27 protein-coding genes and 1 tRNA gene are annotated in these 26,528 nt (G+C 51.9%); 19 read left to right on the forward strand and 9 right to left on the reverse strand.

Annotated elements, in window-relative coordinates; genetic code table 11:
• Window positions 1-21: 21 nt before the first annotated feature.
• Window positions 22-1,419: an NfeD family protein gene (locus F822_RS03270; protein WP_025040600.1), complete on the forward strand. Its 1,398-nt coding sequence runs from the start codon at window positions 22-24 to the stop codon at window positions 1,417-1,419.
• A gap of 28 nt (window positions 1,420-1,447) precedes the next feature.
• Complete coding sequence (locus tag F822_RS03275; RefSeq protein ID WP_025040601.1) at window positions 1,448-2,224, forward strand: slipin family protein; 777 nt, start codon at window positions 1,448-1,450, stop codon at window positions 2,222-2,224.
• A gap of 170 nt (window positions 2,225-2,394) precedes the next feature.
• Here F822_RS03275 and rpsT read toward each other — a convergent pair whose 3' ends face one another.
• Entirely contained in the window at window positions 2,395-2,661 is a 267-nt protein-coding gene (gene rpsT, locus F822_RS03280; RefSeq protein WP_025040602.1) for a 30S ribosomal protein S20, read from the reverse strand.
• 448 nt (window positions 2,662-3,109) lie between these two features.
• Between rpsT and murJ the strand changes: the two genes are divergently transcribed.
• Window positions 3,110-4,648 (forward strand): murein biosynthesis integral membrane protein MurJ, encoded by a 1,539-nt coding sequence (gene murJ, locus F822_RS03285; protein WP_025040603.1) that lies wholly within the window; start codon window positions 3,110-3,112, stop codon window positions 4,646-4,648.
• Window positions 4,649-4,939: 291 nt separating this feature from the next.
• Window positions 4,940-5,914 (forward strand): MlaA family lipoprotein, encoded by a 975-nt coding sequence (locus tag F822_RS03290; RefSeq protein WP_231623560.1) that lies wholly within the window; start codon window positions 4,940-4,942, stop codon window positions 5,912-5,914.
• 366 nt (window positions 5,915-6,280) lie between these two features.
• On the opposite strand, the gene htpX is transcribed toward F822_RS03290, so the two are convergent.
• From htpX to xseA, 5 genes are all read right to left on the reverse strand, one after another.
• Window positions 6,281-7,159, reverse strand: coding sequence for a protease HtpX (gene htpX / locus F822_RS03295; protein WP_025040605.1), 879 nt, complete (start codon window positions 7,157-7,159; stop codon window positions 6,281-6,283).
• 143 nt (window positions 7,160-7,302) lie between these two features.
• Window positions 7,303-7,797, reverse strand: a complete 495-nt coding sequence (locus F822_RS03300) for a disulfide bond formation protein B (protein WP_025040606.1) — start codon at window positions 7,795-7,797, stop codon at window positions 7,303-7,305.
• Window positions 7,798-8,215: 418 nt separating this feature from the next.
• Window positions 8,216-9,394, reverse strand: coding sequence for a THUMP domain-containing class I SAM-dependent RNA methyltransferase (locus tag F822_RS03310; RefSeq protein WP_025040608.1), 1,179 nt, complete (start codon window positions 9,392-9,394; stop codon window positions 8,216-8,218).
• Window positions 9,395-9,439: 45 nt separating this feature from the next.
• Window positions 9,440-10,018, reverse strand: coding sequence for a DUF423 domain-containing protein (locus F822_RS16000; protein ID WP_407938226.1), 579 nt, complete (start codon window positions 10,016-10,018; stop codon window positions 9,440-9,442).
• Entirely contained in the window at window positions 10,011-11,354 is a 1,344-nt protein-coding gene (gene xseA / locus F822_RS03320) for an exodeoxyribonuclease VII large subunit (protein ID WP_025040610.1), read from the reverse strand. Before xseA ends, F822_RS16000 begins: the two co-directional genes overlap by 8 nt.
• A gap of 291 nt (window positions 11,355-11,645) precedes the next feature.
• Between xseA and F822_RS03325 the strand changes: the two genes are divergently transcribed.
• The 4 genes from F822_RS03325 to F822_RS03340 all read left to right on the forward strand — a co-directional run bounded on the left by F822_RS03325 (window position 11,646) and on the right by F822_RS03340 (window position 14,328).
• Window positions 11,646-12,302, forward strand: a complete 657-nt coding sequence (locus F822_RS03325; RefSeq protein ID WP_025040611.1) for a MotA/TolQ/ExbB proton channel family protein — start codon at window positions 11,646-11,648, stop codon at window positions 12,300-12,302.
• 149 nt (window positions 12,303-12,451) lie between these two features.
• Window positions 12,452-12,868, forward strand: coding sequence for an ExbD/TolR family protein (locus F822_RS03330; protein WP_025040612.1), 417 nt, complete (start codon window positions 12,452-12,454; stop codon window positions 12,866-12,868).
• Between the two features lie 233 nt (window positions 12,869-13,101).
• The gene (locus tag F822_RS03335; RefSeq protein WP_025040613.1) at window positions 13,102-13,281 is read left to right on the forward strand and encodes a Trm112 family protein; all 180 of its coding nucleotides are present in this window, start codon (window positions 13,102-13,104) and stop codon (window positions 13,279-13,281) included.
• 90 nt (window positions 13,282-13,371) lie between these two features.
• Window positions 13,372-14,328 (forward strand): ADP-ribosylglycohydrolase family protein, encoded by a 957-nt coding sequence (locus tag F822_RS03340; protein ID WP_025040614.1) that lies wholly within the window; start codon window positions 13,372-13,374, stop codon window positions 14,326-14,328.
• A 289-nt stretch (window positions 14,329-14,617) separates the two neighbouring features.
• On the opposite strand, the gene F822_RS03345 is transcribed toward F822_RS03340, so the two are convergent.
• The gene (locus F822_RS03345) at window positions 14,618-14,845 is read right to left on the reverse strand and encodes a sulfurtransferase TusA family protein (protein WP_025040615.1); all 228 of its coding nucleotides are present in this window, start codon (window positions 14,843-14,845) and stop codon (window positions 14,618-14,620) included.
• Window positions 14,846-15,184: 339 nt separating this feature from the next.
• Here F822_RS03345 and argJ point away from each other — a divergent pair, with 339 nt between their 5' ends.
• Entirely contained in the window at window positions 15,185-16,429 is a 1,245-nt protein-coding gene (gene argJ, locus F822_RS03350; RefSeq protein ID WP_025040616.1) for a bifunctional glutamate N-acetyltransferase/amino-acid acetyltransferase ArgJ, read from the forward strand.
• A 172-nt stretch (window positions 16,430-16,601) separates the two neighbouring features.
• Here argJ and F822_RS03355 read toward each other — a convergent pair whose 3' ends face one another.
• Window positions 16,602-17,108 (reverse strand): penta-EF hand family protein, encoded by a 507-nt coding sequence (locus F822_RS03355; RefSeq protein ID WP_231623561.1) that lies wholly within the window; start codon window positions 17,106-17,108, stop codon window positions 16,602-16,604.
• A 427-nt stretch (window positions 17,109-17,535) separates the two neighbouring features.
• On the opposite strand from F822_RS03355, the gene F822_RS03360 reads away from it, so the two are divergent.
• Window positions 17,536-18,399: an ATP-binding protein gene (locus F822_RS03360; protein WP_025040618.1), complete on the forward strand. Its 864-nt coding sequence runs from the start codon at window positions 17,536-17,538 to the stop codon at window positions 18,397-18,399.
• A 75-nt stretch (window positions 18,400-18,474) separates the two neighbouring features.
• Entirely contained in the window at window positions 18,475-19,479 is a 1,005-nt protein-coding gene (locus tag F822_RS03365) for a Nudix family hydrolase (RefSeq protein ID WP_331458272.1), read from the forward strand.
• Window positions 19,480-19,645: 166 nt separating this feature from the next.
• Here F822_RS03365 and yacG read toward each other — a convergent pair whose 3' ends face one another.
• Window positions 19,646-19,849 (reverse strand): DNA gyrase inhibitor YacG, encoded by a 204-nt coding sequence (gene yacG / locus F822_RS03370; RefSeq protein WP_025040620.1) that lies wholly within the window; start codon window positions 19,847-19,849, stop codon window positions 19,646-19,648.
• Window positions 19,850-20,429: 580 nt separating this feature from the next.
• On the opposite strand from yacG, the gene petA reads away from it, so the two are divergent.
• From petA to F822_RS03410, 8 genes are all read left to right on the forward strand, one after another.
• The gene (gene petA, locus F822_RS03375) at window positions 20,430-21,035 is read left to right on the forward strand and encodes a ubiquinol-cytochrome c reductase iron-sulfur subunit (RefSeq protein ID WP_036575410.1); all 606 of its coding nucleotides are present in this window, start codon (window positions 20,430-20,432) and stop codon (window positions 21,033-21,035) included.
• Window positions 21,036-22,283 (forward strand): cytochrome b, encoded by a 1,248-nt coding sequence (locus F822_RS03380; RefSeq protein WP_025040623.1) that lies wholly within the window; start codon window positions 21,036-21,038, stop codon window positions 22,281-22,283.
• Window positions 22,280-23,017 carry a cytochrome c1 gene (locus F822_RS03385; protein ID WP_025040624.1) on the forward strand — a complete coding sequence of 246 codons (738 nt, stop codon included), beginning with the start codon at window positions 22,280-22,282 and terminating at the stop codon, window positions 23,015-23,017. Before F822_RS03380 ends, F822_RS03385 begins: the two co-directional genes overlap by 4 nt.
• Window positions 23,018-23,072: 55 nt before the next feature.
• Entirely contained in the window at window positions 23,073-23,672 is a 600-nt protein-coding gene (locus F822_RS03390) for a glutathione S-transferase N-terminal domain-containing protein (RefSeq protein WP_025040625.1), read from the forward strand.
• Complete coding sequence (locus tag F822_RS03395; protein WP_025040626.1) at window positions 23,669-24,094, forward strand: ClpXP protease specificity-enhancing factor; 426 nt, start codon at window positions 23,669-23,671, stop codon at window positions 24,092-24,094. The genes F822_RS03390 and F822_RS03395 overlap by 4 nt, the downstream gene beginning before the upstream one ends.
• Window positions 24,095-24,161: 67 nt before the next feature.
• Window positions 24,162-24,237 (forward strand) — tRNA-Thr (locus F822_RS03400).
• Between the two features lie 418 nt (window positions 24,238-24,655).
• A complete protein-coding gene (locus tag F822_RS03405) occupies window positions 24,656-25,078 on the forward strand; it encodes a hypothetical protein (protein ID WP_025040627.1) in 423 nt (140 codons plus the stop codon).
• Window positions 25,071-26,525 (forward strand): ATPase domain-containing protein, encoded by a 1,455-nt coding sequence (locus F822_RS03410; protein WP_025040628.1) that lies wholly within the window; start codon window positions 25,071-25,073, stop codon window positions 26,523-26,525. The genes F822_RS03405 and F822_RS03410 overlap by 8 nt, the downstream gene beginning before the upstream one ends.
• Window positions 26,526-26,528 lie beyond the last annotated feature (3 nt).

Below are 26,528 nucleotides of genomic sequence, written 5' to 3' on the forward strand. Positions count from 1 at the left end.
GGAACAGTCTATAGTGACAGAATGAAACTGTTCGTCCTCATGCTGCGTAGTGGCATGGCAGCGATACTGCTCCTGTTGCCGACGTTCGTTCCGGCAGCGCCGGTGATGGTAACGACGGTAGACGGTCCTATTGCGCCGGCCAGCGCTGACTTCGTCCAGCGTAGCCTGGAGCGTGCAACCGCTGAGGGGGCACTACTTGTCGTATTGCAGCTGGATACACCGGGTGGCCTCGATACCTCGATGCGGCAGATCATACGTGGCATTCTTGCCTCACCCGTGCCGGTAGCGGCCTTCGTGGCGCCGAGCGGGGCGCGGGCAGCGAGTGCCGGAACTTATATCCTGTATGCCAGCCACATCGCAGCGATGGCACCCGGCACCAATCTGGGCGCAGCGACCCCGGTACAGATCGGCGGTTTGCCGGAATCGGAGCCTGAGCCGGAATCCAGGCCGAAACCGTCTCCGGGCTCATCCGCAAATCAGGCAGATGAGAGCGGCGGTGGACATATAGCGGCGGAAGACAAGATGCCGAAAAAAGACGCAATGTCGCGCAAAGTGATCCACGACGCTGCCGCTTATATCCGCGCGCTGGCGCAGATGCGAAAACGCAATGTGGAATGGGCGGAACGCGCTGTGCATGAAGCCGTAAGCTTATCAGCGGTCGACGCGCTGAATCTCAACGTCATCGATTATGTCGCCGCTGACGTGCCGGATCTGTTAAGGCAGCTGAATGGCCGGGAAGTGATCATACTCGGGCAGAACCTCACCCTTGATACCCTTTCAGCCACAATACAGGTTGTCGAGCCCGATTGGCGCACGCGACTGCTTGCCGTCATCACCAACCCCAGCGTCGCGTACATACTGATGCTTATCGGCATTTACGGATTGTTCTTCGAGTTTTCCAATCCAGGTTTTGTGTTGCCCGGCGTGGCGGGCGCCATCTGCCTCTTGCTTGCCCTGTACGCATTCCAGTTGCTGCCGGTCAACTATGCCGGACTTGCCTTGATTCTGCTCGGCATCGCATTCATCACGGCGGAAGCCTTCCTGCCAAGCTTCGGTGCGCTTGGCGTCGGCGGGATGATTGCTTTTATCGCCGGCTCGTTGATGCTGATCGACACCGACCTTCCCGGCTACGGCATTCCCTGGCCCATGATCGCAGGGATATCCGTGGCTAGCGCATTATTCCTGATTTTCGTCGTCGGCATGGCGCTGAAGTCACGGCGCAGCCCCATCGTCAGCGGACATGAAGCAATGATCGGCGCCATAGGCGAGATGCTGGAGGATACTTCGGGCGAGGGCATGGTGCGCGTTCATGGCGAGCTGTGGAACGCGCATAGTGAGCAACCTCTGGTCCGAGGACAGAAAGTGCGTGTAACAGGAATCGACGGTCTGGTTTTACATGTAATCCCGACAGAGAAATAAGGCAGAGAAATAACCAAAGGAGATTTCCATGTTAGCCAATTTCGGTTTTTTTAGTACGCTCATTATCATTCTTATCGCAGTGCTTTTCTCGGCATTTCGTATATTACGCGAATATGAACGTGGGGTTATCTTCCTGCTTGGCCGCTTTCAAAATGTAAAAGGCCCGGGCTTGATCATCATAATCCCCGGTATTCAGAAAATGGTACGAGTCGACCTGCGTACCGTGGTCATGGATGTCCCTAGCCAAGACGTGATTTCGCGCGACAACGTTTCGGTAAAAGTCAACGCCGTGGTATATTTTCGGGTAGTCGATCCACAAAAATCCATCATTCAGGTGGAAAATTTCCTTGCCGCCACCAGTCAGTTTGCACAGACTACCCTGCGCTCCGTGCTGGGCAAGCATGAGCTGGATGAAATGCTGGCGGAACGTGAGAAGCTCAATCTGGATATTCAGAAGGTGCTGGATATTCAGACAGACGCTTGGGGCATCAAGGTATCCAACGTCGAAATCAAACATGTGGATATCGATGAATCCATGATAAGAGCCATCGCCCGGCAGGCAGAGGCGGAACGTGAGCGACGGGCAAAGGTGATTCATGCTGAAGGCGAATTGCAGGCATCGGACAAATTGATGCAAGCGGCGCAAATTCTTTCTCAGCAAACCGGGGCAATGCAGTTGCGCTACCTCCAGACGCTTACGAACATCGCCAGCGATAAATCCAATACCATTATTTTTCCGATACCTATGGACCTGGTATCGCCGCTGATGGATGTGCTCAAGAATCGCAATCCAGAAGTTCGCTGACACGGGAACTCCGCTCCATCTTCCTTTCCAGACCCGGTGCCCTCATGCAGTTGCGCTCCAGTTCCACTTCGTTTGCTGCGATTACGGTGGAACTTTCACCCACAAGAGTACGCTCATGCTGGGCACATAAAAAAAGCCCGGTAACCCGGGCTTTTTTGTGCGTCGAACGATTAGGCGGCCATCGTCTTGATCGCGGCAGATAGCCGGCTTTTATGGCGAGCTGCCTTATTCTTATGGATGATACCCTTGTCCGCAATGGAATCTATCGTACCGAGGGAAGCCGCGTACGCAGCCTGCGCAATGGTTTTATCGGCAGACTCGATAGCTTTTCGCACATGCTTGATCGCAGTGCGCAATTCCGAGCGCAGGCTCGTGTTGCGGTCGCGCTGGCTGACATTTTGTCTCGCACGTTTTCTGGCTTGTGCACTATTGGCCATTAAAATTCCTCGAATTAAATGTTACGCAAATTTTTTGAATGATACGGATGTTTCCGGCATATTGCAAGGAAAACTGGGGAGTATTATAAGCCATGAGCGTCTCATGATGTTCGAAACATCAACCGGTTCTTCTCAAAGATATCTATTGATCCTCACGCTATCGAGGGTCCTGCCGACCTTCACACCGGCGCCATTGCAACATGATGCTTGGGGGGAATCCCCATACACTCGCGAACTTGCCAGCTTGACGCGGCGGGTGAAACCCGCCCTACGGATCATCATTGCTTTATCGTGGGTGAGTTAATCCTACCCTGCCGATTGTTGCTGATTGTGGGTAAATCCGGAATATTTTTGTCAAGAGGTTTACTCATGCGTTCATGCGTAACTTTTTCCGTTGTTCATCTACCGAACCGAACCCCAGGGAGGATTCAGGTTAACATACTCATCCATGAATCTGCTTAAAGCCCTCGCTACCGTCAGCGGAATGACGATGATATCCCGTATCCTGGGATTCGTTCGGGATGTACTCATTGCCCGTATTTTTGGTGCAGGCGTCGCAACCGATGCTTTTTTTGTGGCCTTTCGCATTCCCAACCTGCTGCGCCGATTGTTTGCCGAAGGCGCGTTTTCACAGGCATTCGTGCCAATACTTGCGGAATACAAGAACCGCCGCACACCCGAAGAGACCCGTGAGCTAATCAATCAAGTTGCGACGCTGTTGTCCATCGCTTTATTTTTAGTCACGACCATAGGAATCATTGCTGCGCCGCTCATAATTTACGTGAGCGCACCGGGCTTCAGCGCCAGCCCGCAGAAATTCGCATTGACTGTGGAACTACTGCGCATCACGTTTCCGTACATTCTGTTCATCTCGCTTGTATCGCTGGCAGGTGGCATTCTCAATACCTTTGGAAGGTTTTCCGTACCGGCGTTAACCCCGGCATTGCTCAACCTGTCGTTCATTGGCTGTTCGCTGTGGCTGGTTCCCCTGGTAGACCCACCGATACTGGCGCTCGCATGGGCCGTATTCATCGGCGGCGTGCTCCAGTTAGCCTTCCAGGTACCGTTTCTCATGCGTATCAAATTAATGCCACGCCCGCGTCTCAGATCGAGAGATAACGGCGCATGGCGCGTCATCAAGCAAATGGGGCCGGCGGTGTTCGGTGTATCGATCGGCCAGATCAGCTTGTTGATCAATACGATATTCGCTTCTTTTCTTGTCACTGGCAGCGTTTCCTGGCTCTACTATGCCGATCGTTTGATGGAATTTCCCGCAGGCCTTCTAGGGGTGGCGCTTGGAACGGTATTACTGCCGTCGTTGTCGCGGCATTATGCAGATAACAGCACTGAGGAATATAGTCGCCTGCTGGATTGGGGTCTACGCTTGACCGTGCTTTTAACGCTGCCGGCGGCGCTGGCACTGGCACTGCTTGCGACACCGCTCATCACCACCCTTTTTTATCACGGCGAATTTTCCGCCAACGATGTATGGATGACGCGCAATGCGTTAGTGGCTTACAGCTCGGGACTGCTGGGGCTGATTTTGGTAAAAGTACTGGCTCCCGGATTTTACGCCCGGCAGAATATCCGGACACCAGTGAAAATTGCCGTCATCACACTTGTTGTTACTCAATTAATGAACCTCGCATTCATTATACCGTTGCGCCATGCCGGACTGGCGTTGGCCATCGGGCTAGGCGCATGCCTTAACGCCGGATTGCTCTACTACAAGTTGCGCAGCCATCAAATCTACCAACCTCAGCCGGGATGGGCAATGTTCATGGTGAAGATATCGATAGCGCTGGCGATCATGGGCGGGACGCTATGGTTCGCTTCGAGCAGTGACGCGTCGTGGCTGCTGGGCTCCACTTTCGAGCGAGCGGCACGGCTGACGTGGGTGGTGGCGATCGGCGCAACCAGTTACTTTTTCACATTATGGCTGCTCGGTTTCCGTCTCAAGAACTTCTCACGGCGGGGTGCGGAATAAGCATAAACATGCACCCTGATATCGGAACATAGGCGTTGAAATCAAGGCCGGCCCGAGGGTCGGAGACCGGGCATGAATTAAGGCCGTTCCACCTTTATTTTCCGATGTCTTTTGCTGATCAGCTCGGGCGAATTCCTTATAAACAGTCTGATCTTTGCATTGGGTCATTTCTTTCGACAGGCGTGTTCATCGAAAAGAAAGCACAAGAAAAACCCCTCTTTTTTGTTGGAAAAAATTCGCACGTCCCGCTTGGATTAACCCTATAATGGTTAGGTTAATCAACCCCCATCAATGGCAGAACATTCTATCTCCCGACCTATGACTCACTTCGTCAGATATTCCACCTTATCAATGGTGCTTTTGGGGTTTCTCCTCACTGGTTGCGCCACAACCAACAAGAACACCACCGCCGATAAAATCACCGATACGAATACCACCACCTCGGCCAATATAAACTCGAGCGCTTCGGATGATACAGGTATCCTGCTCAACACGAGCACGAACGCGTCGGTTAGTGATACTGTCCCCACGACTGATAACCTGATAAAAGAACAGCGGGAACCGTTTGAAGGTCCAGTATTCAAGAATGCCGCCCCACCGGCGACCTATCCGGGTTTTAGTAAAAGAGACCCCTGGGAACCGATGAACCGCGCCGTATTCAGGTTCAACGAATCCGCTGACGATTATGTGTTCAGGCCGATGGCCAAAGGCTATAGATGGTTGATGCCCGACCCGCTCGAAACTGCGGTGGGAAATGTTTTTTCAAACATCAACGACATACCGGTGACGCTGAATAACCTTCTGCAACTGAAATTCGGCAATGCGGCGACCAGCGGCATGCGCGTGATAGTCAACACCACTTTTGGCCTGGTGGGGATATTTGATCTGGCGAGCGATGTCGGCCTGGAAAAACATGATGAAGACTTTGGGCAAACCTTGGGGTATCACGGCGTTGCAAGCGGTCCTTATCTGGTGCTTCCTTTTTTCGGTCCCAGCTCGATCCGTGATGCGGGCGCGCGTTTAATCGACGCAGCTTCCGATCCTGTTTTCGTCGGAAGCTTCTTCGTTGCTCCCTTCATAGGTCCGGTGGTAGGCGCAAGCAGAGCCGCCGACACGCGCGCTGGCTTGCTCAAATCCGAGAAAACACTGGACGAGGCTGCGCTGGATAAATACGAGTTCATACGTGAAGCCTACCTCCAGCGTCGGCGCAATTTGGTGCATGACGGAAATCCTCCTCAGCCAAAAGAGGATGAAGATAACGATTAATTTTGAATTCTGAAATTGAAATCGCCGGCGCTCCTTCTGCTTCCTTATAAAAAAGATTTAAGATATTATTTCGTTGCCTGCTCGCGAAAGCAACGCAATCCATAGCCGTTGTAGGTAAATGATTGCGTTGCCAGCTATATTTAGCGCCTGCTTGCCCACAGCAATTCCCGCGGCGAATAACCCTTAGCGTCCCCCTTAAGCATTAGTACGGTTACGTTTGGCTTTCTGGACGTACCGCAACACTTGGCGACTTGCCGAACTGTCCCGTTTCTGCGGGAACCAATCTACTTTCTGCTGGATAGGGCAAGAAAAAACGGCAGTGACCATATCAGCCTACCGCCGTTTTATATTAAAACGATGAACGAATCAGGGCATTGCACGTAGCGCTGCAATGCGCACTTCAAGTGGCGGATGCGACATAAATAAACTCTTGAGACCGCCCTCTCCGCCCGAAATACCAAATGCCGCCAGTCGCTCCGGCAATTGTGTCGGTTCATGCCGCTGTTTCAAGCGCTCCAGTGCGGCGATCATCTTGTTACGTCCTGCCAGACGCGCACCACCTGCGTCTGCGCGGAACTCGCGCTGGCGGCTAAACCACATGACTATCATGCTGGCAAGTATTCCCAGCACCATTTGCGCCACGATGGTTGTAATCAGAAAAGCCGGACCCTGATCCCTTTCGGTTTTGAATATAACCCTGTCTACGAAATGACCGATTATTCTTGACAGGAAAATTACGAACGTATTGACCACGCCCTGGATCAGTGCGAGTGTAACCATGTCGCCATTGGCGACGTGGCTTATTTCGTGCGCCAATACACCCTCGATTTCATCTTTATGCATGCTCTGGAGCAGGCCCGAGCTCACAGCCACCAATGCATCATTGCGGTTCATGCCGGTAGCGAATGCATTGATATCCGGCGCGTCATAGATTGCCACCTCCGGCATGCCGATACCGACAAGCTCGGCCTGGCGCCGGACTGTCTCAACCAGCCAGCGCTCGGTCGGGTCAGAAGGCTGCTCAATGACAACCGCGCCGGTCATGCGTTTTGCAGACCACTTGGACATGGCAAGCGAAATCAACGAACCGCCAAAACCTATCACCCCGGACATGATAAGCAATGAATTGAAGTCTATACCGCCCTCGGCATCCAGCATGCGGTCTACGCCCAATATCCGCAACGTAATGCTTAGCACCAGCAACACTGCCAAGTTTGTGATTATAAACAGAAAAATTCGTTTCATAGAGTGTATTCCGTTTCTAATTGTAAAAGACACATTGTAAATAGGGGCACAAGCCGGGATTTCAAGGCCGTTATTCCTGCAATTTGTTGATATCCGGCTGGGTTGAATAATGCTTTCCGGCGCGCTTTTTCCTGCTCACCTCATCAATGGCGATTGCGCGCGGCAAATAAAATATACACCCCTAAACCGCCAAAAATCATGAAAAAAATTGCGGACCAGTCCGGAAGCGTGAGCAATGCGAACTGCCAGGTGACATCGGCACAATCCCCATTTGCTTCAAACATGCTGGGCCACCATTGTGCCAACGGCAACGCGTTCAGGAACTTTTCCTCGGGACTGATACCGCATTCGAATGCCTCGGGAAAGCGCACCAGCCACGCCTGACGCAAAGCAACCGCCGCTCCGGAGAATGCAAAGACAGCCATCAAGCCGCTGTATATTCCCGACCCTTTTGCGCGGGGAGAGTGAAAAAATGCCAATAGCGCGATTAATCCGACCAGCCAATACGCAACGCGCTGAACGACACAAAGCGGACAAGGCAACAGGTTCTTTACCAGCTGTAGATAAAGGGCATAACTGACCAGGCTGGCGCAACCGAGAAATATCGATAGAAAAATGACTCTTGTTCCTGGTTTCATGCGGCTCACATGACCCGGCTTAAAGGGTTTAACCTAAATCCGGTAGTTGGACGGGGTGAAGTGTACGGTTTTTGGGGTGCAGGGCAAGGCGCAACGACGCGGAATGCGACCGCGCAGGGCGGAGCAGTGCCTTCCGCAGGAAGGTGCGACCCCGAAGCGGAATGCGGGCGCCCCTTTGCGTGTGAAGCGCGATCGCGGCATCCCCTGCGCTGCCCGATCCCCGCTGCGCGGGGTCCCTCGGGCGACGCTTCGGGGCGCCGTTCCATTCCAAGAAGTTGCAACGCAGCCATGTGCCCCAAAAACTGTGCAATTCACCCCGTAGCGCCCTCACCTGGAAGGGGCGCGTCAAATAATATAAAATATTATTATTAATCATAACTTTGATCTATAAATGAGCGGTCAACTACCGGATTTAGGTTTAATCGGGCTGCTGGCTGACGTCGGTTTTCTTCACCCTTCGCATTCCGCCCGGTACCATTTTATATTCCAGCAAGCGGCATTCCAGCGCACCGTTGAATAACGGAACACGGCGCGAGGGTGTCAAGCGTATGAGTTTTGGCAGAAACGGGTCGGCGGTGAAAATATAAGCATTCCATCCACTGAATTTTTTCTTCAGGACGTCCCCCAGCTTCGGGTAAAACTCCGCGAGTTCCTGCTGCTCACTTAAACGTACCCCATAAGGGGGGTTGGTTACGAGAAATCCGGAAGCCGCAGGTGCGGAAATTTCCAGCAGGTTCGCCTGCTTGAGCGTCACCGTTTCAGAGAAGCCCGCGGCAGTTAGATTCGCACGCGCGACGGCAACCGCATCCCCATACAAGTCACTGCCGAAAATCGGCTGGAGCGTTCTCGGTTTCTGCCGTGCCAACGCTGCTTCTTTAACCTGCTCCCATTGCCCTCTATCAAAGCTCGCCAGTTTTTCAAAAGCAAAGCTGCGGCCTAGCCCCGGCGCGATATTCAATGAAATTTGCACTGCTTCGAGCAAAAATGTGCCGCTGCCACACATTGGATCGAGCAGTGGAATGCCTGGCTGCCAACCCGCCAAGGCCAGAATCCCGGCGGCAAGGTTTTCTCTTATGGGCGCTTCGACGGTATTTTTTCTGAGGCCGCGCTTGAATAAGGCATCGCCAGAAGTATCGATATATAAGGAAAATTCCCGGGCATCCAAAAAGCCATGAATGCGAATATCCGGTTGCATCGTATCGACACTGGGACGGCAGCCAACCGTACTGCGAAATTTATCGCAGACCGCATCCTTGATCTTGAGCGTGACAAAATCCAGGCTGCGTAGGGGGCACTTGATGGCAGCCACATTGACCCGAATCGTTGAAGCCGGGGCAAACCATTCATTCCATGGCAATGCACGGGCTGTTTCGTACACATCGGCTTCGCCGACGTAGGGGTTGCGCGCCACCCGCCAAAGAATTCGACTGGCGATGCGGCTTTCCATATTAGCCCGGTAGCAGGTTTGCCAGTCACCCTGGAACTGGACCCCGCCGTCGCACGCCTTTGCAAAAGAGGCCCCAAGCTGCTCCAGCTCGGCCACGAGTGTCGGTTCCAGTCCTCGCGGGCAGGGGGCGAAAAAATAGTAAGGCGTCACGGTAAAGCCGGGAGCACAATAATTAGCATTGCGACTTCGTGCCGTTTATTTTGCAGTCCAAGCCCCATAGCCAAACATTGCCCAGGCGCTCAAGAATGCGACGCCGCCAAATGGCGTGATTATACCGAGCCCGCGTATTCCCGTCAGGCTCAGGACATAAAGACTGACGGAAAAAAGAACAATTCCGGCAAGCATCAGCCAGCCCGACCAAGTGAGCAGCCTGGACGCAGGCAGATGCAGCAGTATGAGGCCGACGGCGATCAGGCCCAGCGCGTGATAGAAATGATACTGAACACCCGTCTGGTATACGGCGAGCATGTCTGTCGAAAGCCGTTGTTTTAAGCCATGCGCACCGAAAGCGCCCAAAGCGACGCATAAAAATGCATTGACAGCACCCAGGGTGAGGAAAACTCTTGACATCGGAGACCTATTTTCTGATGAGAGGACTAAAGAATGCGGCAGATAGGGCGCAGGCCCAGCATATACATCTTTTTCTCTAAAGACAGCCGGGGCACTGAAGGATTGATAATCGATACGGATATTTAAAACATTTGTAGTCTGCATCACCCCTGCCCAAATGTCTATACCGATCGTAAATTTCAAACATGGTCGGAAGTTACTCATTTTTCTCTGTCACGCGCGCCTTGCTGCCCCCTTTGGCAAACGCCACCCGAATGGTATCGCCGACGTCGATCTGATCGCTACTTCTCACCACTGCACCATCGGTGCCATAAACAATACTGTAGCCCCGCTCCAACACCGACTCCGGGTTAAGATGGGCAAGATTTTCCTGGTGGCGCTGCAAGCTCATTACAAGCGTTTCGATGCGAACGGCAATAGCCCGGCGCAAGCGCAGCCCGAGGTCATGCTGGCGTTCAACCAGACGGGGAATATCGGGGCTGGCGATCAGGGTACGCTGGTCAAGCTCGCGCAGACGCCAATAGCGGCGTGCCAGATCCTGTTGCCATGAGCGAGACAGGCGGTCGCGCAAACGCTGAAGATGCGCAAGCTGATCATTGATCCGTTTTCCAGGATGCACCAGGCGGCATTCGAGCATATCGACATGCTGCATGCGGCTTTCAATGCCACGCTGCATTGCCCGCTGCAGGCGTCCATGCATGATTTCTCCATGCCGTATTAATTCCTCCCGGTCGGGGCAGACGAGCTGGGACGCGCCGGTAGGTGTCGGAGCACGGACGTCAGCCACAAAATCGGCAATGGTGAAATCAGTCTCATGACCTATGCCACTCACGATAGGAATGGGACAGGCGGCGATCGCACGTGCCACCGCCTCCTCATTGAATGCCCACAAATCTTCGATACTACCGCCGCCGCGGCATAGAATAAGCACGTCACACTCGGCGCGGTTTCCCGCGTTTCGAATGGCTGCCGCTATTTTGACTGAAGCACCAGCTCCCTGCACCGGCGTGCCATAAATGATCAGCGGCACGAAAGACATACGCCGCTTCAGCGTGGACAGTACGTCGTGCAAGGCAGCAGCCGCCGGAGAGGTGATGATACCGATCTGCTTCGGGAATAGCGGTAGCGGTTTTTTGCGGTCGGGATCAAACAGCCCCTCCTTTCCCAGTCTGGCCTTGAGTTGCTCGAAAGCCTCGAATAGCGAGCCAAGTCCGGCGCGTCGAATAGTCTCGACGTTTAATTGAAAATCCCCCCGGGATTGGTACAACGTCACCAGTGCGCGCACCTCTACCCGCATACCATCGCTGGGCTGCCAATCCAGATACTGATTTTTATCGCGGAACATAACGCAACGTATCTGGGCATCCGCATCCTTGAGTGAAAAATACCAATGGCCCGACCCGTAGCGTTTGATATTCGAAATTTCGCCCCCTACCCATAACAATGGGAAAGCCTGCTCCAGCAAATCCTTGGCGCTACGGTTCAGTTCGCTCACGCTCAAGACGGTGCGGGCGATCTCCATTTCCATAATGAAATTCATCTTGACATTCTACAATAATCCCCACCTGTCACGAAAATTGCGTAATTGTGCCGGCAAACCCGCATGAATACTAAAGCATACTTATAAGTATTTGTTTTTAATCAATATTAATAAGTACAAAAATTAATCTATTCAGAAAAAGTCGTTATGGCAGGGCGACTTAATGGTCCTATTTGCAGATTACCCACAAACTTATCCACAGTAATTGTGGACAAGAAAAAAACGCGTCCTTGCCGAAATCACAGGGGCAAGATACATTACAACTCTGATTTTTGTACCGGAGGTGATTGCGTGTTCGCTTTGATTCAAGCGGCGGGTTGGCCGATTTGGCCACTCATTTTAGCTTCTATCGTCGCTATGGGCATTATCGGTGAACGCATGTGGGCCTTGCGTCTGAGCATGGTTACACCAAGAGATCTGCTGCCCAAAGTGGTATATGAGTATCGTAACAGCGGCGTGAGTGCCGATATGATCGCGCGCCTTCAGAAACATTCTCCACTTGGGCAGATTTTTGCCGCGGGATTGAGAAACGACAGAAGCACGCGCGAAGTCATGAAAGAATCGATTGAGGAAGCTGGTCGCGCCGTCTCTCACGACCTCGAGCATTATCTCACTACCTTGGGAACTATTGCCTCCATGAGCCCACTGATGGGCTTGTTCGGAACGCTGGTCGGCATGATCGAAATTTTTGGCGTGAACTCTCCTACTGGCGGTAGCGATCCGACACAACTCGCCCATGGTATTTCCGTTGCACTCTACAATGCCGCATTCGGCATCCTAGTAGCCATTCCCAGCATGATGTTTTATCGTCACTTCCGCGCTAAAGTGGATGCACTGGTGATTGAAATGGAATTGCAGGCGTTAAAGCTGGTGGAAATCGTTCATGGCGAACGTCAAGATGATTCTCCAGCGAGACAAGGAATAGTACAGCCGCTGGCCGGTTCCTGAGGGAAATGACTTATAAATATCCTGCCGAGACAGGACAGGGAAGTAGCTGAGCCGAGCAATCCGCGCACAACTGATAGAATCAGCTCTTGATTTCCGGACATGATCCACTTTTCCGATTACCGTTCACCTACGGGAATATAGCAAAAACGATGAACTTTCAACGCGGCAGGCAAAAAGAAGACCCGGAAATCAACCTGGTGCCCATGATCGACGTGTTGCTGGTGATACTTATTTTCCTGATGATCACGACTACTTACTCAAGGTTTTCCGAACTTGAAATCAGTCTGCCGCAAGCAACGTCCGACAAGTCCGCCGACCATCCAAATGTTATCGATATTTCGGTAAATGCCAGCGGGGACTATACCGTCAACCGCATCCCCGTCAAAGATTCCAGCATGGAGCGGCTTAGCGAGGAGTTACGCGTGGCTGCGGGTAATCGACCGGACCCGGTGATTGTCATCAATGCGGACGCCGACGCTACACACCAATCCGTTATAACGGTGATGGAAGCCGCGCGTTTAGCGGGATACAACCATATCACTTTCACCACTGAAAACCCCAGATAGGGCTCCTCATTGGCGCAACATGCCTTTCCGGCGCGGCGGACAGCTATAGTATTCGGGGTTGTGAGGGAAACATAACAATTCAACCGGGTGGCGGCGTATACAAGCGCGGAAAGAATACACTGCGATGTAGCGCTTTCACGAAGTGTAGTTTTCGTTACATAACCGCCGTCTCTCGGAGAGTATAATCGACCTGATTGATGTAACCCTTTAAGGCTGAGGAAGTCGAGGAAATTATGGACCTAAAATTATTGGATATCCTGGTTTGTCCGCTGTGCAAAGGCCCGCTGCTCTACAGAAAATCCGAAAATGAACTAGTCTGCAAAGGAGACCGGTTGGCTTTCGCCATCAAGGATGGCATTCCCATAATGCTGGAAGACGAGGCACGAAGACTACCTGTAGAAGAAGAAATTTAGTTCATGGAAAATTCCAATTCCCGGAACTTCGAATAGGTTTCGATTTTTGATGGAACGCATTTTCTCCTGAATGGGAGTCGAATATAAACGATGAAAAATGCGAATAGCGCCGCCATTCTGGGTGCACTTATTGCTGATTCCGCCGCACTTGGCCTGCACTGGCTTTATGATCCTGCGCGCATTGCAGAGATTGAAGCAGCAAAGGGACTCGTATTTCTTCAACCGGAGGCAGCAGACTATGCCGTGGCGAAGGGCTACTTCGTCGCGCATGGTCGGAAAGTATCCGGCGACTCTACCGGCTACGGAGAGGTCTGCTTATTGATGCTGAAGCATCTGGCAAAGCACGGCACCTTCAGCCGTAATGAATATCAGGCGGAATACCGCGCGTATTTTGGGCCTGGCGGCGAATTCGTCGGTTATATCGATTCCCCCACCCGCCTGACGCTACGCACGCTGTTATCCCTTGAACCGGCGGAATTTCCCGCCACATCCGGCGCCGATGACGATCAACAACCGGCCCTGGCAGCGCTTCCAGCATTGGTTGCGACCCACTCCGGGACGCTGGAAGATCTTATGAAGCGCATTGAGGAGGGGGTACGGGTAACAAATAATAATGAACTGGCGATCGCCGCGGCACAGTCTTCCTCGGCAGCACTGTTCAAGCTGTTGCATGGTGTACCCGTTTCGCAGGCGCTGGCGGATGCTCTGCCATTTGCGGGACCCATCCTCGAACCATTACTCGAACAGGCGCTTGCCATACCGACGCTGGATAGCATCGAGGCTACCGAGCGCTTCGGCCGCGCGTGTCATGTCGCGGAAGGCCTGCCGGTCATTTTTCATATTGCACAATGTGCCACTGACTATCGTACTGCAATAGAGTCCAACATTCGCGCCGGGGGAGACAGCTGTGGCCGCTCGATCATGCTCGGCGCCCTGGTTGCAACGCATGCGGCGATGCAAGACGATTCTACCTTTCCCATTCCACTGCCTTGGCTGGCGCGATACCGGAAACTTGCCGAGGCTGCCGATGCCTGCGCAGCGCTTTGAATGATGCAAAAAACCCGACGGTACAGTTTATAAATCTGGTTTCGATTGCATCCAAGCGATTACGGCAAGAACCGAACTCGGCAATATTTCCTCATATAAACCCAGATAATTCATTAGGACCCGAGATGATGGCGAGGCAGGTTGCGAGACAGTTTTGCCGATTGGGAGAAGTCCATAGCACGGTCTATGGACGCCGCGCAGGTAGCGAAAATGGCCGCAAACTGACCGCCGACACTCGCGTAGGCTCGCAGAGCCCGCTTAATGAATTATCTGGGTTAAATCCTGATTGTCACCTCTTTCTCATATAAAAGATAAATTCTCCAGCTATCTCCGACAAGGACAGCAATTCGTTGCCCGTCTGATCGGCGAAGACCTGGAAATCAATTACTGAGCCAGGGTCGGTAGCGGTTATTTTCAGCACTTGCCCGGTAGTCATATCCACCAGGGATTTTTTTGTGCGCAGGATAGGCAACGGGCAGTTCAGGCCGCACACATCCAGTTCTTTATCGCAATTCATGCATTTCTCCTCGATTCCTGGTTACGGAATAGTTGCCTGCCCATGGAATGCAGCAAGTGATTTGCCAAAATTATTTTCATGACCTGCGAAAAATCCAAGAAAAAAACGGATAAGCGGTTATTTATGGTGCAACTGGAAGTTCTGTTTGTTACGCTGGTATTGATAATCATTAGAAGCCAAAAAACGAAAATATGAAAGAAGCGTTAAAGATGAGTTAGCATATGCTTGAGAAGATCTTTTTTCGAGCCTCGAAGACGAGGGCCGAAGATAATACCACCTTGTTGTTTTGATTGAGACTCGACAACACGTCAGATTCCGCGAATTACCGATAGCGTCATTATGCCAGTCAACTTTACCCCTCCACTACCCGAACATCTGCTTCCTATTAAAGGCGTAACACTCGGCATCGCCGAAGCGGGAATCAAGAAACCCGGCCGAAAGGACCTGCTTGTCATCGTTTTGGCGGAATGCGCAAAGGTAGCGGGTGTATTTACGCAAAACCGGTTTTGTGCGGCACCTGTGGCAGTCGCTAAAGACCATCTTTTGAATCCGGGCTCCACTTCCGCCTGCCCGATCCGGGCATTGATTATCAATACCGGCAACGCCAATGCCGGCACAGGTGAAGGCGGCGTTGCGGATGCCCGTGCCACCTGCGCCGAACTCGCCAACTTGCTCGGTTGTGATAGTCGGCAGGTACTGCCATTTTCTACCGGCGTCATTATGGAGCCGCTGCCGTTGGAAAGAATTATTGCCGGGTTGCCTGCGGCGGTGGCCGACCTCAAGGCAGACAACTGGTTTGCGGCCGCCCAGGCAATCATGACGACGGATATCGTGCCCAAGGCGGTATCGAAACAGATTTCCCTCGACGGCACAACCGTGACCATTACGGGCATTGCCAAGGGTTCAGGAATGATCCATCCAAACATGGCAACGATGCTGAGTTACATTGCGACCGACGCGGCGCTGAGCCAGCCACTGCTGGAACAAATCGTGCGGCATGCAGCGGAGAATACATTTAACCGCATCACCGTGGATGGAGATACTTCAACCAATGACGCGCTCGTTCTGATAGGAACGGGCCAGGCCGGCAATTCGGTCATTTCAGATAATGAAAGTGCCCAATTCACACAGGTGCAAAACGCGATAACCGAGGTCGCAGCATCGCTTGCGCAGGCTATCGTACGCGACGGTGAGGGGGCAACCAAGTTTATTACGGTCCAAGTGGAGGGTGGGAAGACACTCGACGAATGCAGCAAGGCTGCATATGCCATTGCACATTCTCCACTGGTTAAAACCGCTTTTTTCGCATCTGATCCAAATCTTGGCCGAATACTGGCGGCAATAGGCTATGCGGGCATAGAAGACCTTGACGTCAATAAATTGCAGCTCTATCTCGATGACGTTCTGGTTGCAGAAAATGGTGGCCGGGCGCGCACTTACCGGGAAGCAGATGGTCAAAAAGTAATGAAGCAAGCCGAAATCACCGTGCGTGTCGTGCTCAACAGAGGGCAGGCTTCGACCACCATCTGGACATGCGATCTATCGTATGATTACGTGAAGATCAACGCGGATTATCGTAGTTAGCAAACAGGCAGACCGCTAGCAGCGCGAGCGCAACGTAATAAAGCATCACGCTGTCAGCTGTCAGTCGCACACCATCGTATGCGACTGCAGCACTTTCATGGACAAGTTTTTTCCGCTCTTCCTGCTGACTTCCGATCCCGGCAAGATGGCGCAAATCGTCAACAAGCGTCTTCTACTCGCCCATTGTCTTCATGTGTTCCAGGTTGGGGTTGGTCCAATCCATCCCGGAGCCATAGTTATAGCCTGATCCAGACGACCCGGATGACCCATACTTATCCCCAGACTTGCGGGAATGATGGCCATGCTTTTTCCTCATTGCGCTAGCTTCATCCTTATCGATGTACCCATCCTTGTTGGTGTCCATCTTGTCGAACATTAACTGGCAATGGTTTGCATGTTCTTCCTGGCTAACCCGCCCATCATTGTTGGTATCCGCCATAGCCATCCCGCATCGGCCCTCTCCGCGCTTCTTGTCGCCATACCCATCCGTCTTGTCCCCATATTCATCCTTCTTGTCACCGTAGTCGTCAGACGCGGCGACCATGTAACCTTTATCGAGGGATTGCATGGCAAAAGGGTTTTCAGCCGCGGACGCAATGGATGCGGTGCCGAGCGCGGCGGCCAGTGCGGATCCCAGAGCAAGAGAAATAATTGATTTTTTACTCGGCATATTATTCATGATGTTTTTCTCCTAAATATTTTGTTTGATTTAAAGGAAGCTTTCGGGAGAGCATGCAATACAAGTGCTGCATCTCATCAATGATTCCACCTTATTTGTTTCCGTTATTTACAGTCTGTTACGATAGATACCTTAACCGCGGCACCTTGCATACGCTGGACGTAACATGCCGAATCATGGCCTTCTTAGCTGAGCGGTTCCGTTCGATAGCACACATATGAACTCCATTTGAATCCACGGGTTTACATTATTCAGATTATTCAGATCGCCACTTTTTGCTTGGGACAGTCTGGAGAAACTCGCAACATGCAAAAAACGAAAACCGTATTTACCGGTTATATGGGATATTCGTGATGGAGGCTGCCATGATTCTCATCGCGCGATTGTGATTGTTATAATTTAAAATTGACGTTTGATCTGGAGACTTATGAAAGGTTGGGACAAGCTGTACGATCGGGCCGAAGCGCTGCTTTCCCGTCTTGAGGAGCTGCTGCCGGCGGGCCAGGCTGACCCCAACTGGAATTCCGCCATTGCATTTCGCTGGCGAAAGTCCGGCCGTACGGGCTCTATTCAACCTGTGAATCACCCTCACCACGTAACGTTCGATGCTTTGCAAGGCATAGAACGTCAAAAAAATCTCATCGATCAAAATACACGTCAGTTCGTACAGGGACATCCCGCCAATAACGTATTGCTTACGGGCGCGCGCGGCACAGGCAAGTCATCGCTGGTAAAAGCAATGCTGAATAAATATGCTGCCATGGGGTTACGCTTGATTGAAGTGGAAAAGCATGACCTTACCGATCTGCACGATATTGTCGAACAGATATACCAGCGCCCTGAACGCTTCCTTCTGTATTGCGACGACTTGTCATTCGAGCCGGGCGACCCCGGCTATAAGGCCTTGAAAGTCGTACTCGATGGTTCTATCGCCACGGCGTCCGAAAACGTTCTTGTCTACGCGACTTCCAATCGCCGCCACTTGATGCCCGATTTCATGCGAGACAATCTGGACACCCGGCATCTGGGGGGAGAAATTCATCCAAGTGAATCGGTCGAAGAAAAAATTTCTTTATCGGAGCGTTTTGGCCTATGGGTATCCTTCTACCCGTTTGATCAAGAGCAGTACCTGGACATTGCCGGGCATTGGCTCAACCATTTCGGTATCGAAGAAATGACTCCCCCTATACGTGAAGCGGCTCTGCAATGGGCATTGGGGCGCGGCTCACGAAGCGGGCGTGTAGCATGGCAATTTGCACGCGACTGCGCGGGAAAGCAGAATCTGCCATGATTTTCAAAGAATCCGGTCATTGCCCCAAGTAGGGCAGCACGGGATATACAAGCCAGATTTGCGCAAATTTAAAATTTGAACGTTGGCGTAGCGTGTTTCATTCGTCGGTTGCTGCTTATCCACCTCACCATGCCCTCTCCCACTCATATCACTGAAGTCGCCGTTGCGGTTATCACTGCCCCTGATGGCCGTTTTCTGCTTGCGCGCAGGCCCGAGGGCAAACCTTATGCGGGTTACTGGGAATTTCCCGGCGGCAAAGTGAACCCCGATGAATCGATATTGGATGCGTTAAGGCGCGAATTACTGGAAGAGCTGGGTATATTTGTCGAGCATGCCTACCCTTGGATCACCCGCACGTTTAATTATAGCCACGCCTCTGTCCGTCTCCACTTTTACCGTGTAGTGAAATGGCATGGCGAGCCGCAGCCCCGCGAAAACCAGGAGCTGGCCTGGCAATCCGCGGACAATGTCCGGGTTGAACCGATGTTGCCGGCAAATACACCGGTATTGCGGGCGCTGGATTTGCCGGCAATCTATGCAATAACCCATGCTGCGGAATTGGGGACGGATATTGCTCTAATCCGGATTGAACGCGCATTGAAAGGCGGTGTACGGCTGTTGCAGGTACGCGAGAAGGCGATGCCGGAGAAAGCGTTGAATGCTTTTATCGACGCTGTGATTGCGCTCGGTCATCGTCATGGTGCCAAAGTATTGGTGAACGGCAGCATAGACAATATCGACCTTTATCGGAAAGCTGAGGCGGACGGGCTACATCTTGCGTCAAGACAATTGATGAACATCGTGAAACGTCCGGATGTCGAGTGGTGTGGCGCCTCTTGCCATAATGCAGAAGAGCTTTTTCGCGCTGAGCAATTAGGCATGGATTTTGCGGTGCTTGCGCCGGTACTGCCGACGTTGAGTCACCCTGGCTCTGCGACGCTAGGCTGGCAAAGATTTGCCGCACTCATCCGGGATTGCTCGATACCCGTTTATGCGCTAGGCGGGTTGCGCCGGGAAGATTTAACTACGGCATGGGAACACGGCGGGCATGGCGTGGCCATGATGCGGGGTATCGGCTAAAGATTCAGCCCTGCAGAGCAAAAGAAGGTTTGCCAACTGAAGGACCCGCGGTGAAAGACATTGGGGCAACAGCCCGAGGCTGAGGTAGCACTGGGGTAATGTTCGGATTTATTAGGGTCATTCGTTTTGCGATAGCGCCAATTCTTCGAACTCCAGCGCCTGATCGTTATTGCTCATCCTTAAACACATCTTCGTTCGGTTTTTCCGTGTCCGCGTCCGTTTCCGCATCCGGAATTCGATAGGACTCCGAAGCCCATTGCCCCAGGTCGATCATCTTGCAGCGCTCCGAACAAAAAGGCCGATAACGATTGCTCGTATCCCAGACGATAATCTTGCCGCAATGTGGGCAATTGACGATGGGTTGCTTCATAATCGTGAACCTGAAAATATCCTATTCGTTGAAACATCACCAGACCACTTGGCTATTATGGCTTGATTGTGCGAATCAAGCCAGCCAGCAGCCTGTCGGGCTTTAAGAATCGCAGCGAAAAAGTGACTGGGCGAAGGCAGATTTTGAGGATTTTGAAGACCAGTAGTTATTCCATTGGCCGAAAAAGCGGCGAAATATGAACCACCCAGACGCTTTTGCAGCCGATTTACTTTAAGTCCGACAGATTGTTGGACGGCGTTCCGGACCGCTCGCTCCGCCGGAAACATAAAATTATGTCATATGAATGCCGTAACCTCATAAATATCCACCGATGTTGCGCGGTTTCCGGTTTTTGTAACAAGTTAAATTCATGGCGGATATCGCCGGAAAGAATGCATGTAGACACAAGTATCTCGCTCATAACCCATTGATCGATAAAAACGGTCAGGTGCGTTTTTCCACCATCCAATCAATAGTTTTTGTAATGCATATTTATTTTTCGATATGTATTATGGTAAAATGGTTAAGTTTTTTATGAGTTTTTTTAGAAGGTCCGAAATTAAAAACGGGACTGCAAAATATGGCAGATATTGAGAAAAAACAGGAAATGAACGGCAGGAGACGTTTTCTCATCGCCGCAACTTCGATTGCGGGCGGGATCGCGGGCGTTGCCGTGGCAACCCCTTTCATGATGAGCATGATGCCCAGCGAACGCGCAAAAGCGGCGGGAGCGCCGGTTGAGGTGGACATCAGCAAGGTTGAACCAGGCATGCTGCTGATGGTCGAATGGCGCGGCAAGGTGGTATGGGTATTGAATCGCACCCCGGAAATGCTGGCCAACCTGAAAAAGCTTGACGGTCAGGTATCCGATCCAAAATCGGAAAAAGACCAGCAACCCAAGTATGCACAGAATGAAACACGCTCCATCAAACCGGCGATTCTGGTAGCCGAAGGGGTCTGTACCCATCTGGGATGTTCTCCCGTATATCGCAAAGATATTGCGCCCGCGGACCTCGGTTCCGACTGGCTGGGCGGTTTTTTCTGCCCCTGCCACGGCTCCAAGTTCGATCTCGCGGGCCGCGTCTACAAAAGCGTCCCTGCGCCTACCAACCTTGTCGTCCCCCCCCACATGTATTTAAGCGATACCACCCTGTTGATCGGGTCTGATCGCAAGGAGTCCGCATAAATGAGCAAGCGATTAGCGTCCATGGTCGACTGGATAGACGCACGTTTTCCCCTGACTTCCAACTGGAAGGCTCATCTCACCGAATACTACGCGCCGAAAAACTTCAATTTCTGGTACTACTTCGGCTCCCTGGCCATGCTCGTGCTGGTGAATCAGCTTCTTACCGGCATTTTCCTCACCATGAACTACAAGCCGGACGCCAGCATGGCGTTCGCCTCGGTGGAATATATCATGCGGGACGTGGATTTCGGCTGGTTGATCCGTTACATGCACTCCACCGGCGCATCCATGTTCTTCGTGGTGGTCTATCTGCACATGTTCCGCGGGATGATGTACGGCTCGTATCGCAAGCCGCGCGAACTTCTCTGGCTAATCGGCATGGGAATATTTTTCATGCTGATGATGCTGGCGTTTACCGGATACATCCTCCCATGGGGGCAAATGTCCTATTGGGGTGCGCAGGTGATCGTAAGCATGATCGGCGCGATTCCGGTAGTAGGCGAAACGCTCTCGAACTGGTTGCTGGGTGACTTCATGCTGTCGGATGCCGCACTCAATCGTTTCTTTGCCTATCATGTTGTGACTCTGCCCGTTTTACTTGTGACGCTGGTAGTCGTTCACATATTGGCACTGCACGAGGTCGGCTCGAGTAACCCTGATGGGATTGAAATCAAAAAATATAAAGATCCCGTAACGCACATTCCCGTCGATGGTATCCCGTTCCACCCATACTATACCGTCAAGGATATTTTCGGCGTCATCGTGTTCCTGATCGTGTTTTGCGGAATCATATTTTTCGCACCCGAGATGGGCGGCTATTTCCTTGAGTACAACAACTTCGTTCCTGCCAATACGTTGCAGACGCCTGACCATATCGCCCCGGTATGGTACTTCACACCATACTATTCGATGCTGAGAGCGGTCACCATCAACTTCCTGTGGATAGATGCCAAGCTTTGGGGCATCGTGCTGATGGGCGGATCGGTCGCAATCTTCGCGCTGTTACCTTGGTTGGACCGTAGTCCCGTAAAGTCTATTCGCTACAAAGGCCCTATTTTCAAATTTGCCCTCACGCTTTTTGTCATTAGCGTCTTTGTGCTTGGCTACCTTGGCACCAAATCGCCCACCCCGCTGTTCACAACGCTTGCGCAAATATTCACGGTAATCTACTTCGCCTTCTTTATTCTTATGCCGTGGTACAGCAAGATAGATAAAACCAAGCCTGAACCAACCAGGGTGAAAGAATGAGAAAAATAACAACTATTTTAGTTATGTTATGCTTGGCCCCGCTTGTCGCATTTGCCAGCGAGTCAACCGTAAAGCTGGATCATGCACCGATCCGGTCGGGCGATAAGCTCTCGCTGCAACGCGGCGCCAAGACCTTTGTCAACTACTGTCTGTCGTGCCACAGCGCGGAATACATGCGCTACAACCGGCTACGCGATATCGGCCTGACCGAGACCCAGGTCAGCGACAATCTAATATTTACCGGGCAGAAAGCAGGTGAACTCATGACTGTCGCCATGAAAATCAAAGAGGCCAAACAGTGGTTCGGGGTCGCCCCGCCCGATCTATCGGTAATCGCCCGTTCTCGTGGTGCTGATTGGCTCTATACGTATCTCCGGAAGTTTTATCGCGATGACTCCACCGCTACGGGCTGGAATAACCTTGTATTCGATAAAGCTGCCATGCCTCATGTACTCTATCAGTTGCAGGGCGAGCAATCGCTGGTGACGACCATCGTCGACGACGGTCACGGTGGTAAGCATGAGGTAAAGGAATTGAAGCTGGATAAGCCAGGTGCGCTCTCGAAAACAGAATATGAAGCCTATGTGGCCGATCTGGTGAACTTCCTGGTTTATCTAGGTGAACCGGCTGCGACAAAGCGAGTGCAAATAGGAATTATTGTGATGCTCTTCCTGTTTGGCATGCTGGCGCTTACCTACGCCCTGAAACATGAATATTGGAAGGACATTCATTGATTATTTCCCGTTACGAAAGATGCACCCAGCTCGTTTGCGCTGAAAGTAACCAAATATGATGACGTTATACTCAGCAACCACCTGCCCTTTCAGTCACCGCTGCCGTATTGTGCTGTACGAGAAGGGCATGGATTTTCAGATCATCGATGTCGACCTGCATAACAAGCCGGAAGATCTGGCGATAATGACGCCCTACAGCCGGGTTCCCGTGCTGGTAGAACGTGATCTTATCCTGTACGAATCCAACATCATCAATGAATATATTGATGACCGGTTTCCTCATCCACAACTGATGCCCGCCGATCCGGTCATGCGGGCCCGTGCGCGGTTGTTCCTGCATCGCTTTGAGCAGGAGCTTTTTTGCCATATTGACGCGGTCGAGCATGGAAATCCGAAAACCGCGGATAAAGCACGTGCGGCGATTCGCGATAACCTGACCGTGATTGCGCCCGTATTTGCCAAACAGAAGCACATGCTTGGGGATGAATTTTCCATGCTGGATGTGGCGATCGCACCACTGCTGTGGCGATTGGATCATTATGGCATTCAGCTACCGAAACAGGCTGCGCCGCTGCTGAAATACGCCGAACGGTTGTTTAGCAGGCCCGCCTTCATTGACGCGCTCACGGCCTCCGAGAAGGCAATGCGAAAGTGAAGGAACTGTCGACCAAGCCCTATTTGATTCGCGCTATCTACGAATGGTGTTCCGATAGCGGCCTCACGCCTTATCTGTCAGTTAAAGTAGATACCCAGACTCGCGTACCGAATAATTTTGTGAAAGATGGTGAAATCATACTTAACATCAGCTCCGATGCCGCGCATCATCTTACTCTAGGTAACGATGTGATCCAGTTCTCCGCCCGGTTTAGCGGTGTCTCGCGTGAAATTTCAGTTCCGGTTGGTGCTGTCCAGGGAATATTCGCCAAGGAGACCTCGCAGGGCGTTCTTTTCACCCTTGAGGGTGACGCCAATACAACGCAGGCGGACGCTGGTATTGAAGAACCGGCCAAATTGCCCTCATCCGAAGGTACGTCACCCTCCAAAGGTGTCAAACGACGCTTTCAGATCGTAAAATAGCCCGCATTGTTTGTCAGCTCCTTGAGGGTTTGCTACCCCGCCCCCCAGTCTCTATAATTGCACCCGCGCCGGCATAGCTCAGTTGGTAGAGCAGCTGATTTGTAATCAGAAGGTCCCGAGTTCGACTCTTGGTGTCGGCACCAAGAAACAAAAGCTTAGCTTTTCCCCTTCAATCTAAGATGTGTATGGGTGTGGCGCTCACTCTTACCATCGGTTTCATACCTGTAACATATTACAGCTATCCGGAGATGTCGCTGCATGATCTAATCGTACTGCCCTCTCAGCTGGTGAGTTTCCCCTTTTGGCGCGGATAAAGTCGTTTTTCGTGTTGACAGAACGGAACCAGGGACGCTCATATTTTTGCTATCGGATGGCTTTATCTAATGAGGCCTCAGTGCCTCCGTTCATAGACTCATGCTGTTGTATATAATGTAGCCGTTTCATAACGGGCATACAATCAGGTACCGTAATGTACCTGAAGCCGGTCCAATATCTATACCCGAATCCGGTCACAAAATCCTGGGATCTTTAGCCCAATCAGTTGAAGCGCATATTTTTCTTATGGAAACCAGTGATCTGCCGCGACATCAGTTAATTAGAAGTCTCACAGCAACGCCTACCGAGGGAGCTGCCGATGCCGCGATTACCTTATGGGAGCATCTGACAGCCCAAATCATTTCGATCGTAGGTGAAGATGGTTTCAATGCCCTTTACGTGAGGAGCATATTTCTGAACCAACGTACATTTCCCTGGCTTCCTACGGGCTCTCTTCCACCACAGACTGATCACCCATTCGCGGATTTAAAAATGAGCTTTGAAGGACGACCCCCTGCGCAAGCCAGCGAAGCCAATAGTCTGTTATTAATCACTTTAACTGACATCCTGGCCTCGTTAATTGGCGAGCAGTTAGTCAACCGTATTCTACGTTTGGCTTGGGGCGCGGAAATTCCGAACGAGACTGGCAAGGAGTTCAAAAATGAGTGAAAAACTGAGCATACGTCGCCTGGCAACGGGCGTACCGGGTCTGGACAGCCTGTTGGGCGGAGGCCTGCCGGAATTTTCGTTTAACCTTATAGCAGGTTCGCCGGGAAGTGGAAAAACGACCCTCGCTCATCAAATCATGTTTTCGTTGGCAACGCCAAATAATCGGGCGCTATTCTTCACGGTACTCGGCGAACCTGCTTTAAAGATGCTTCGTTATCAACAGCAGTTTCCGTTTTTTGAAGTTGATAAAATTGCGGAATCCATTCGCTTCATCAACCTGTCTGCCGATCTCATGGAGGGAAATTTTGACCGCGTATTAATGCGCATTGCGGAAGAGGTGAAAGACTTTGCTCCCAGCTTTGTATTTGTTGATTCTTTTCGATCGGTGGTACAGGCAGCGAGGCAGGGGGAACAGAGCGTGTTCGAACTGCAGCGGTTTATCCAGCAACTGGGCATGCAAATGACGACCTGGCAGGCAACGACATTTTTAATCGGTGAATATCTGGCGCCGGAATCAGAGTCAAGCCCCGTCTTTACAGTGGCGGATGGCATTCTGTGGCTTTCCCAGAATATGCATCGGAATTCAATGGTACGCAAGATGCAAGTGATCAAAATGCGCGGCCAGGCTCAGGCACTGGGTTTGCATACGTTTCGAATCAGTGATGAAGGAATCGAAGTTTTTCCCCGTGCGATTATCGAACAAGGCACAACGGTTGAGTCGGTATCTATCGGCGAGAAACGCATTTCCCTGGGAATACCTGGCCTCGATGAAATGCTTGGTGGCGGCTTGCCAGCGGGATATTCGCTACTCGTGGTCGGGCCATCCGGTTCTGGAAAAACAATAGTGGCAACAGAATTTCTGAGCGAAGGTGCGCGCAGAGGAGAGCCAGGTGTCATTGCGGCGTTTGAGAAGAGCCCAAGCCAATTGCTGAGCAACAAGCTGTCTGCCTTGGTGAAGAGTGGGAAAGTTGGGGTGATTAACACACGCTCCCTGGATTTGTCGATTGACGAAACCTTGCAGGATTTGATTGAAATGATTAATCAAATGGGGGCAAAGCGGCTCGTCATTGACTCCTTGTCCGGATTTGAGTTGGCACTGGCACCCGAGTTTAGCGAAGATTTTCGCGGATCGCTGTACAGGATGATTGCCCAGCTTACTAACATGGGCGTGACCATATTAATGACCTCTGAACTGGAAGATCGTTACACTGATTTGCGCTTCAGTCCGTTTGGAAGTGCTTTTCTCGCCGATGCAATTATCGTGCAGCGCTATGTCGAACTCGAAGGCCAGCTCAAACGCGTCTTCTCCGTCGTTAAAGTCCGTGGCAGCAATCACAGTAAGGACGTTCGATTGTTCGATATTACCAGCGAAGGCATCATTATCGGTGAGGCCTTGTCCGGGTATGCCGGCATCCTGTCGGGCAAGCCAACCATCAGCCCTGGTTAGGGA

It is taken from the genome of Nitrosospira briensis C-128, from assembly GCF_000619905.2.
Lineage (GTDB): Bacteria > Pseudomonadota > Gammaproteobacteria > Burkholderiales > Nitrosomonadaceae > Nitrosospira > Nitrosospira briensis.

Coding starts and splice junctions, on each gene's coding strand:
- F822_RS03270 (WP_025040600.1), top strand. CDS start 22: ATGAAACTGTTCGTCCTCATGCTGCGTAGTGGCATGGCAGCGATACTG.
- F822_RS03275 (WP_025040601.1), top strand. CDS start 1,448: ATGTTAGCCAATTTCGGTTTTTTTAGTACGCTCATTATCATTCTTATC.
- rpsT (WP_025040602.1), bottom strand. CDS start 2,661: ATGGCCAATAGTGCACAAGCCAGAAAACGTGCGAGACAAAATGTCAGC.
- murJ (WP_025040603.1), top strand. CDS start 3,110: ATGAATCTGCTTAAAGCCCTCGCTACCGTCAGCGGAATGACGATGATA.
- F822_RS03290 (WP_231623560.1), top strand. CDS start 4,940: ATGGCAGAACATTCTATCTCCCGACCTATGACTCACTTCGTCAGATAT.
- htpX (WP_025040605.1), bottom strand. CDS start 7,159: ATGAAACGAATTTTTCTGTTTATAATCACAAACTTGGCAGTGTTGCTG.
- F822_RS03300 (WP_025040606.1), bottom strand. CDS start 7,797: ATGAAACCAGGAACAAGAGTCATTTTTCTATCGATATTTCTCGGTTGC.
- F822_RS16000 (WP_407938226.1), bottom strand. CDS start 10,018: ATGAGTAACTTCCGACCATGTTTGAAATTTACGATCGGTATAGACATT.
- xseA (WP_025040610.1), bottom strand. CDS start 11,354: ATGAATTTCATTATGGAAATGGAGATCGCCCGCACCGTCTTGAGCGTG.
- F822_RS03330 (WP_025040612.1), top strand. CDS start 12,452: ATGAACTTTCAACGCGGCAGGCAAAAAGAAGACCCGGAAATCAACCTG.
- F822_RS03335 (WP_025040613.1), top strand. CDS start 13,102: ATGGACCTAAAATTATTGGATATCCTGGTTTGTCCGCTGTGCAAAGGC.
- F822_RS03340 (WP_025040614.1), top strand. CDS start 13,372: ATGAAAAATGCGAATAGCGCCGCCATTCTGGGTGCACTTATTGCTGAT.
- F822_RS03345 (WP_025040615.1), bottom strand. CDS start 14,845: ATGAATTGCGATAAAGAACTGGATGTGTGCGGCCTGAACTGCCCGTTG.
- argJ (WP_025040616.1), top strand. CDS start 15,185: ATGCCAGTCAACTTTACCCCTCCACTACCCGAACATCTGCTTCCTATT.
- F822_RS03355 (WP_231623561.1), bottom strand. CDS start 17,108: ATGAATAATATGCCGAGTAAAAAATCAATTATTTCTCTTGCTCTGGGA.
- F822_RS03360 (WP_025040618.1), top strand. CDS start 17,536: ATGAAAGGTTGGGACAAGCTGTACGATCGGGCCGAAGCGCTGCTTTCC.
- yacG (WP_025040620.1), bottom strand. CDS start 19,849: ATGAAGCAACCCATCGTCAATTGCCCACATTGCGGCAAGATTATCGTC.
- petA (WP_036575410.1), top strand. CDS start 20,430: ATGGCAGATATTGAGAAAAAACAGGAAATGAACGGCAGGAGACGTTTT.
- F822_RS03380 (WP_025040623.1), top strand. CDS start 21,036: ATGAGCAAGCGATTAGCGTCCATGGTCGACTGGATAGACGCACGTTTT.
- F822_RS03385 (WP_025040624.1), top strand. CDS start 22,280: ATGAGAAAAATAACAACTATTTTAGTTATGTTATGCTTGGCCCCGCTT.
- F822_RS03390 (WP_025040625.1), top strand. CDS start 23,073: ATGATGACGTTATACTCAGCAACCACCTGCCCTTTCAGTCACCGCTGC.
- F822_RS03405 (WP_025040627.1), top strand. CDS start 24,656: ATGGAAACCAGTGATCTGCCGCGACATCAGTTAATTAGAAGTCTCACA.
- F822_RS03410 (WP_025040628.1), top strand. CDS start 25,071: ATGAGTGAAAAACTGAGCATACGTCGCCTGGCAACGGGCGTACCGGGT.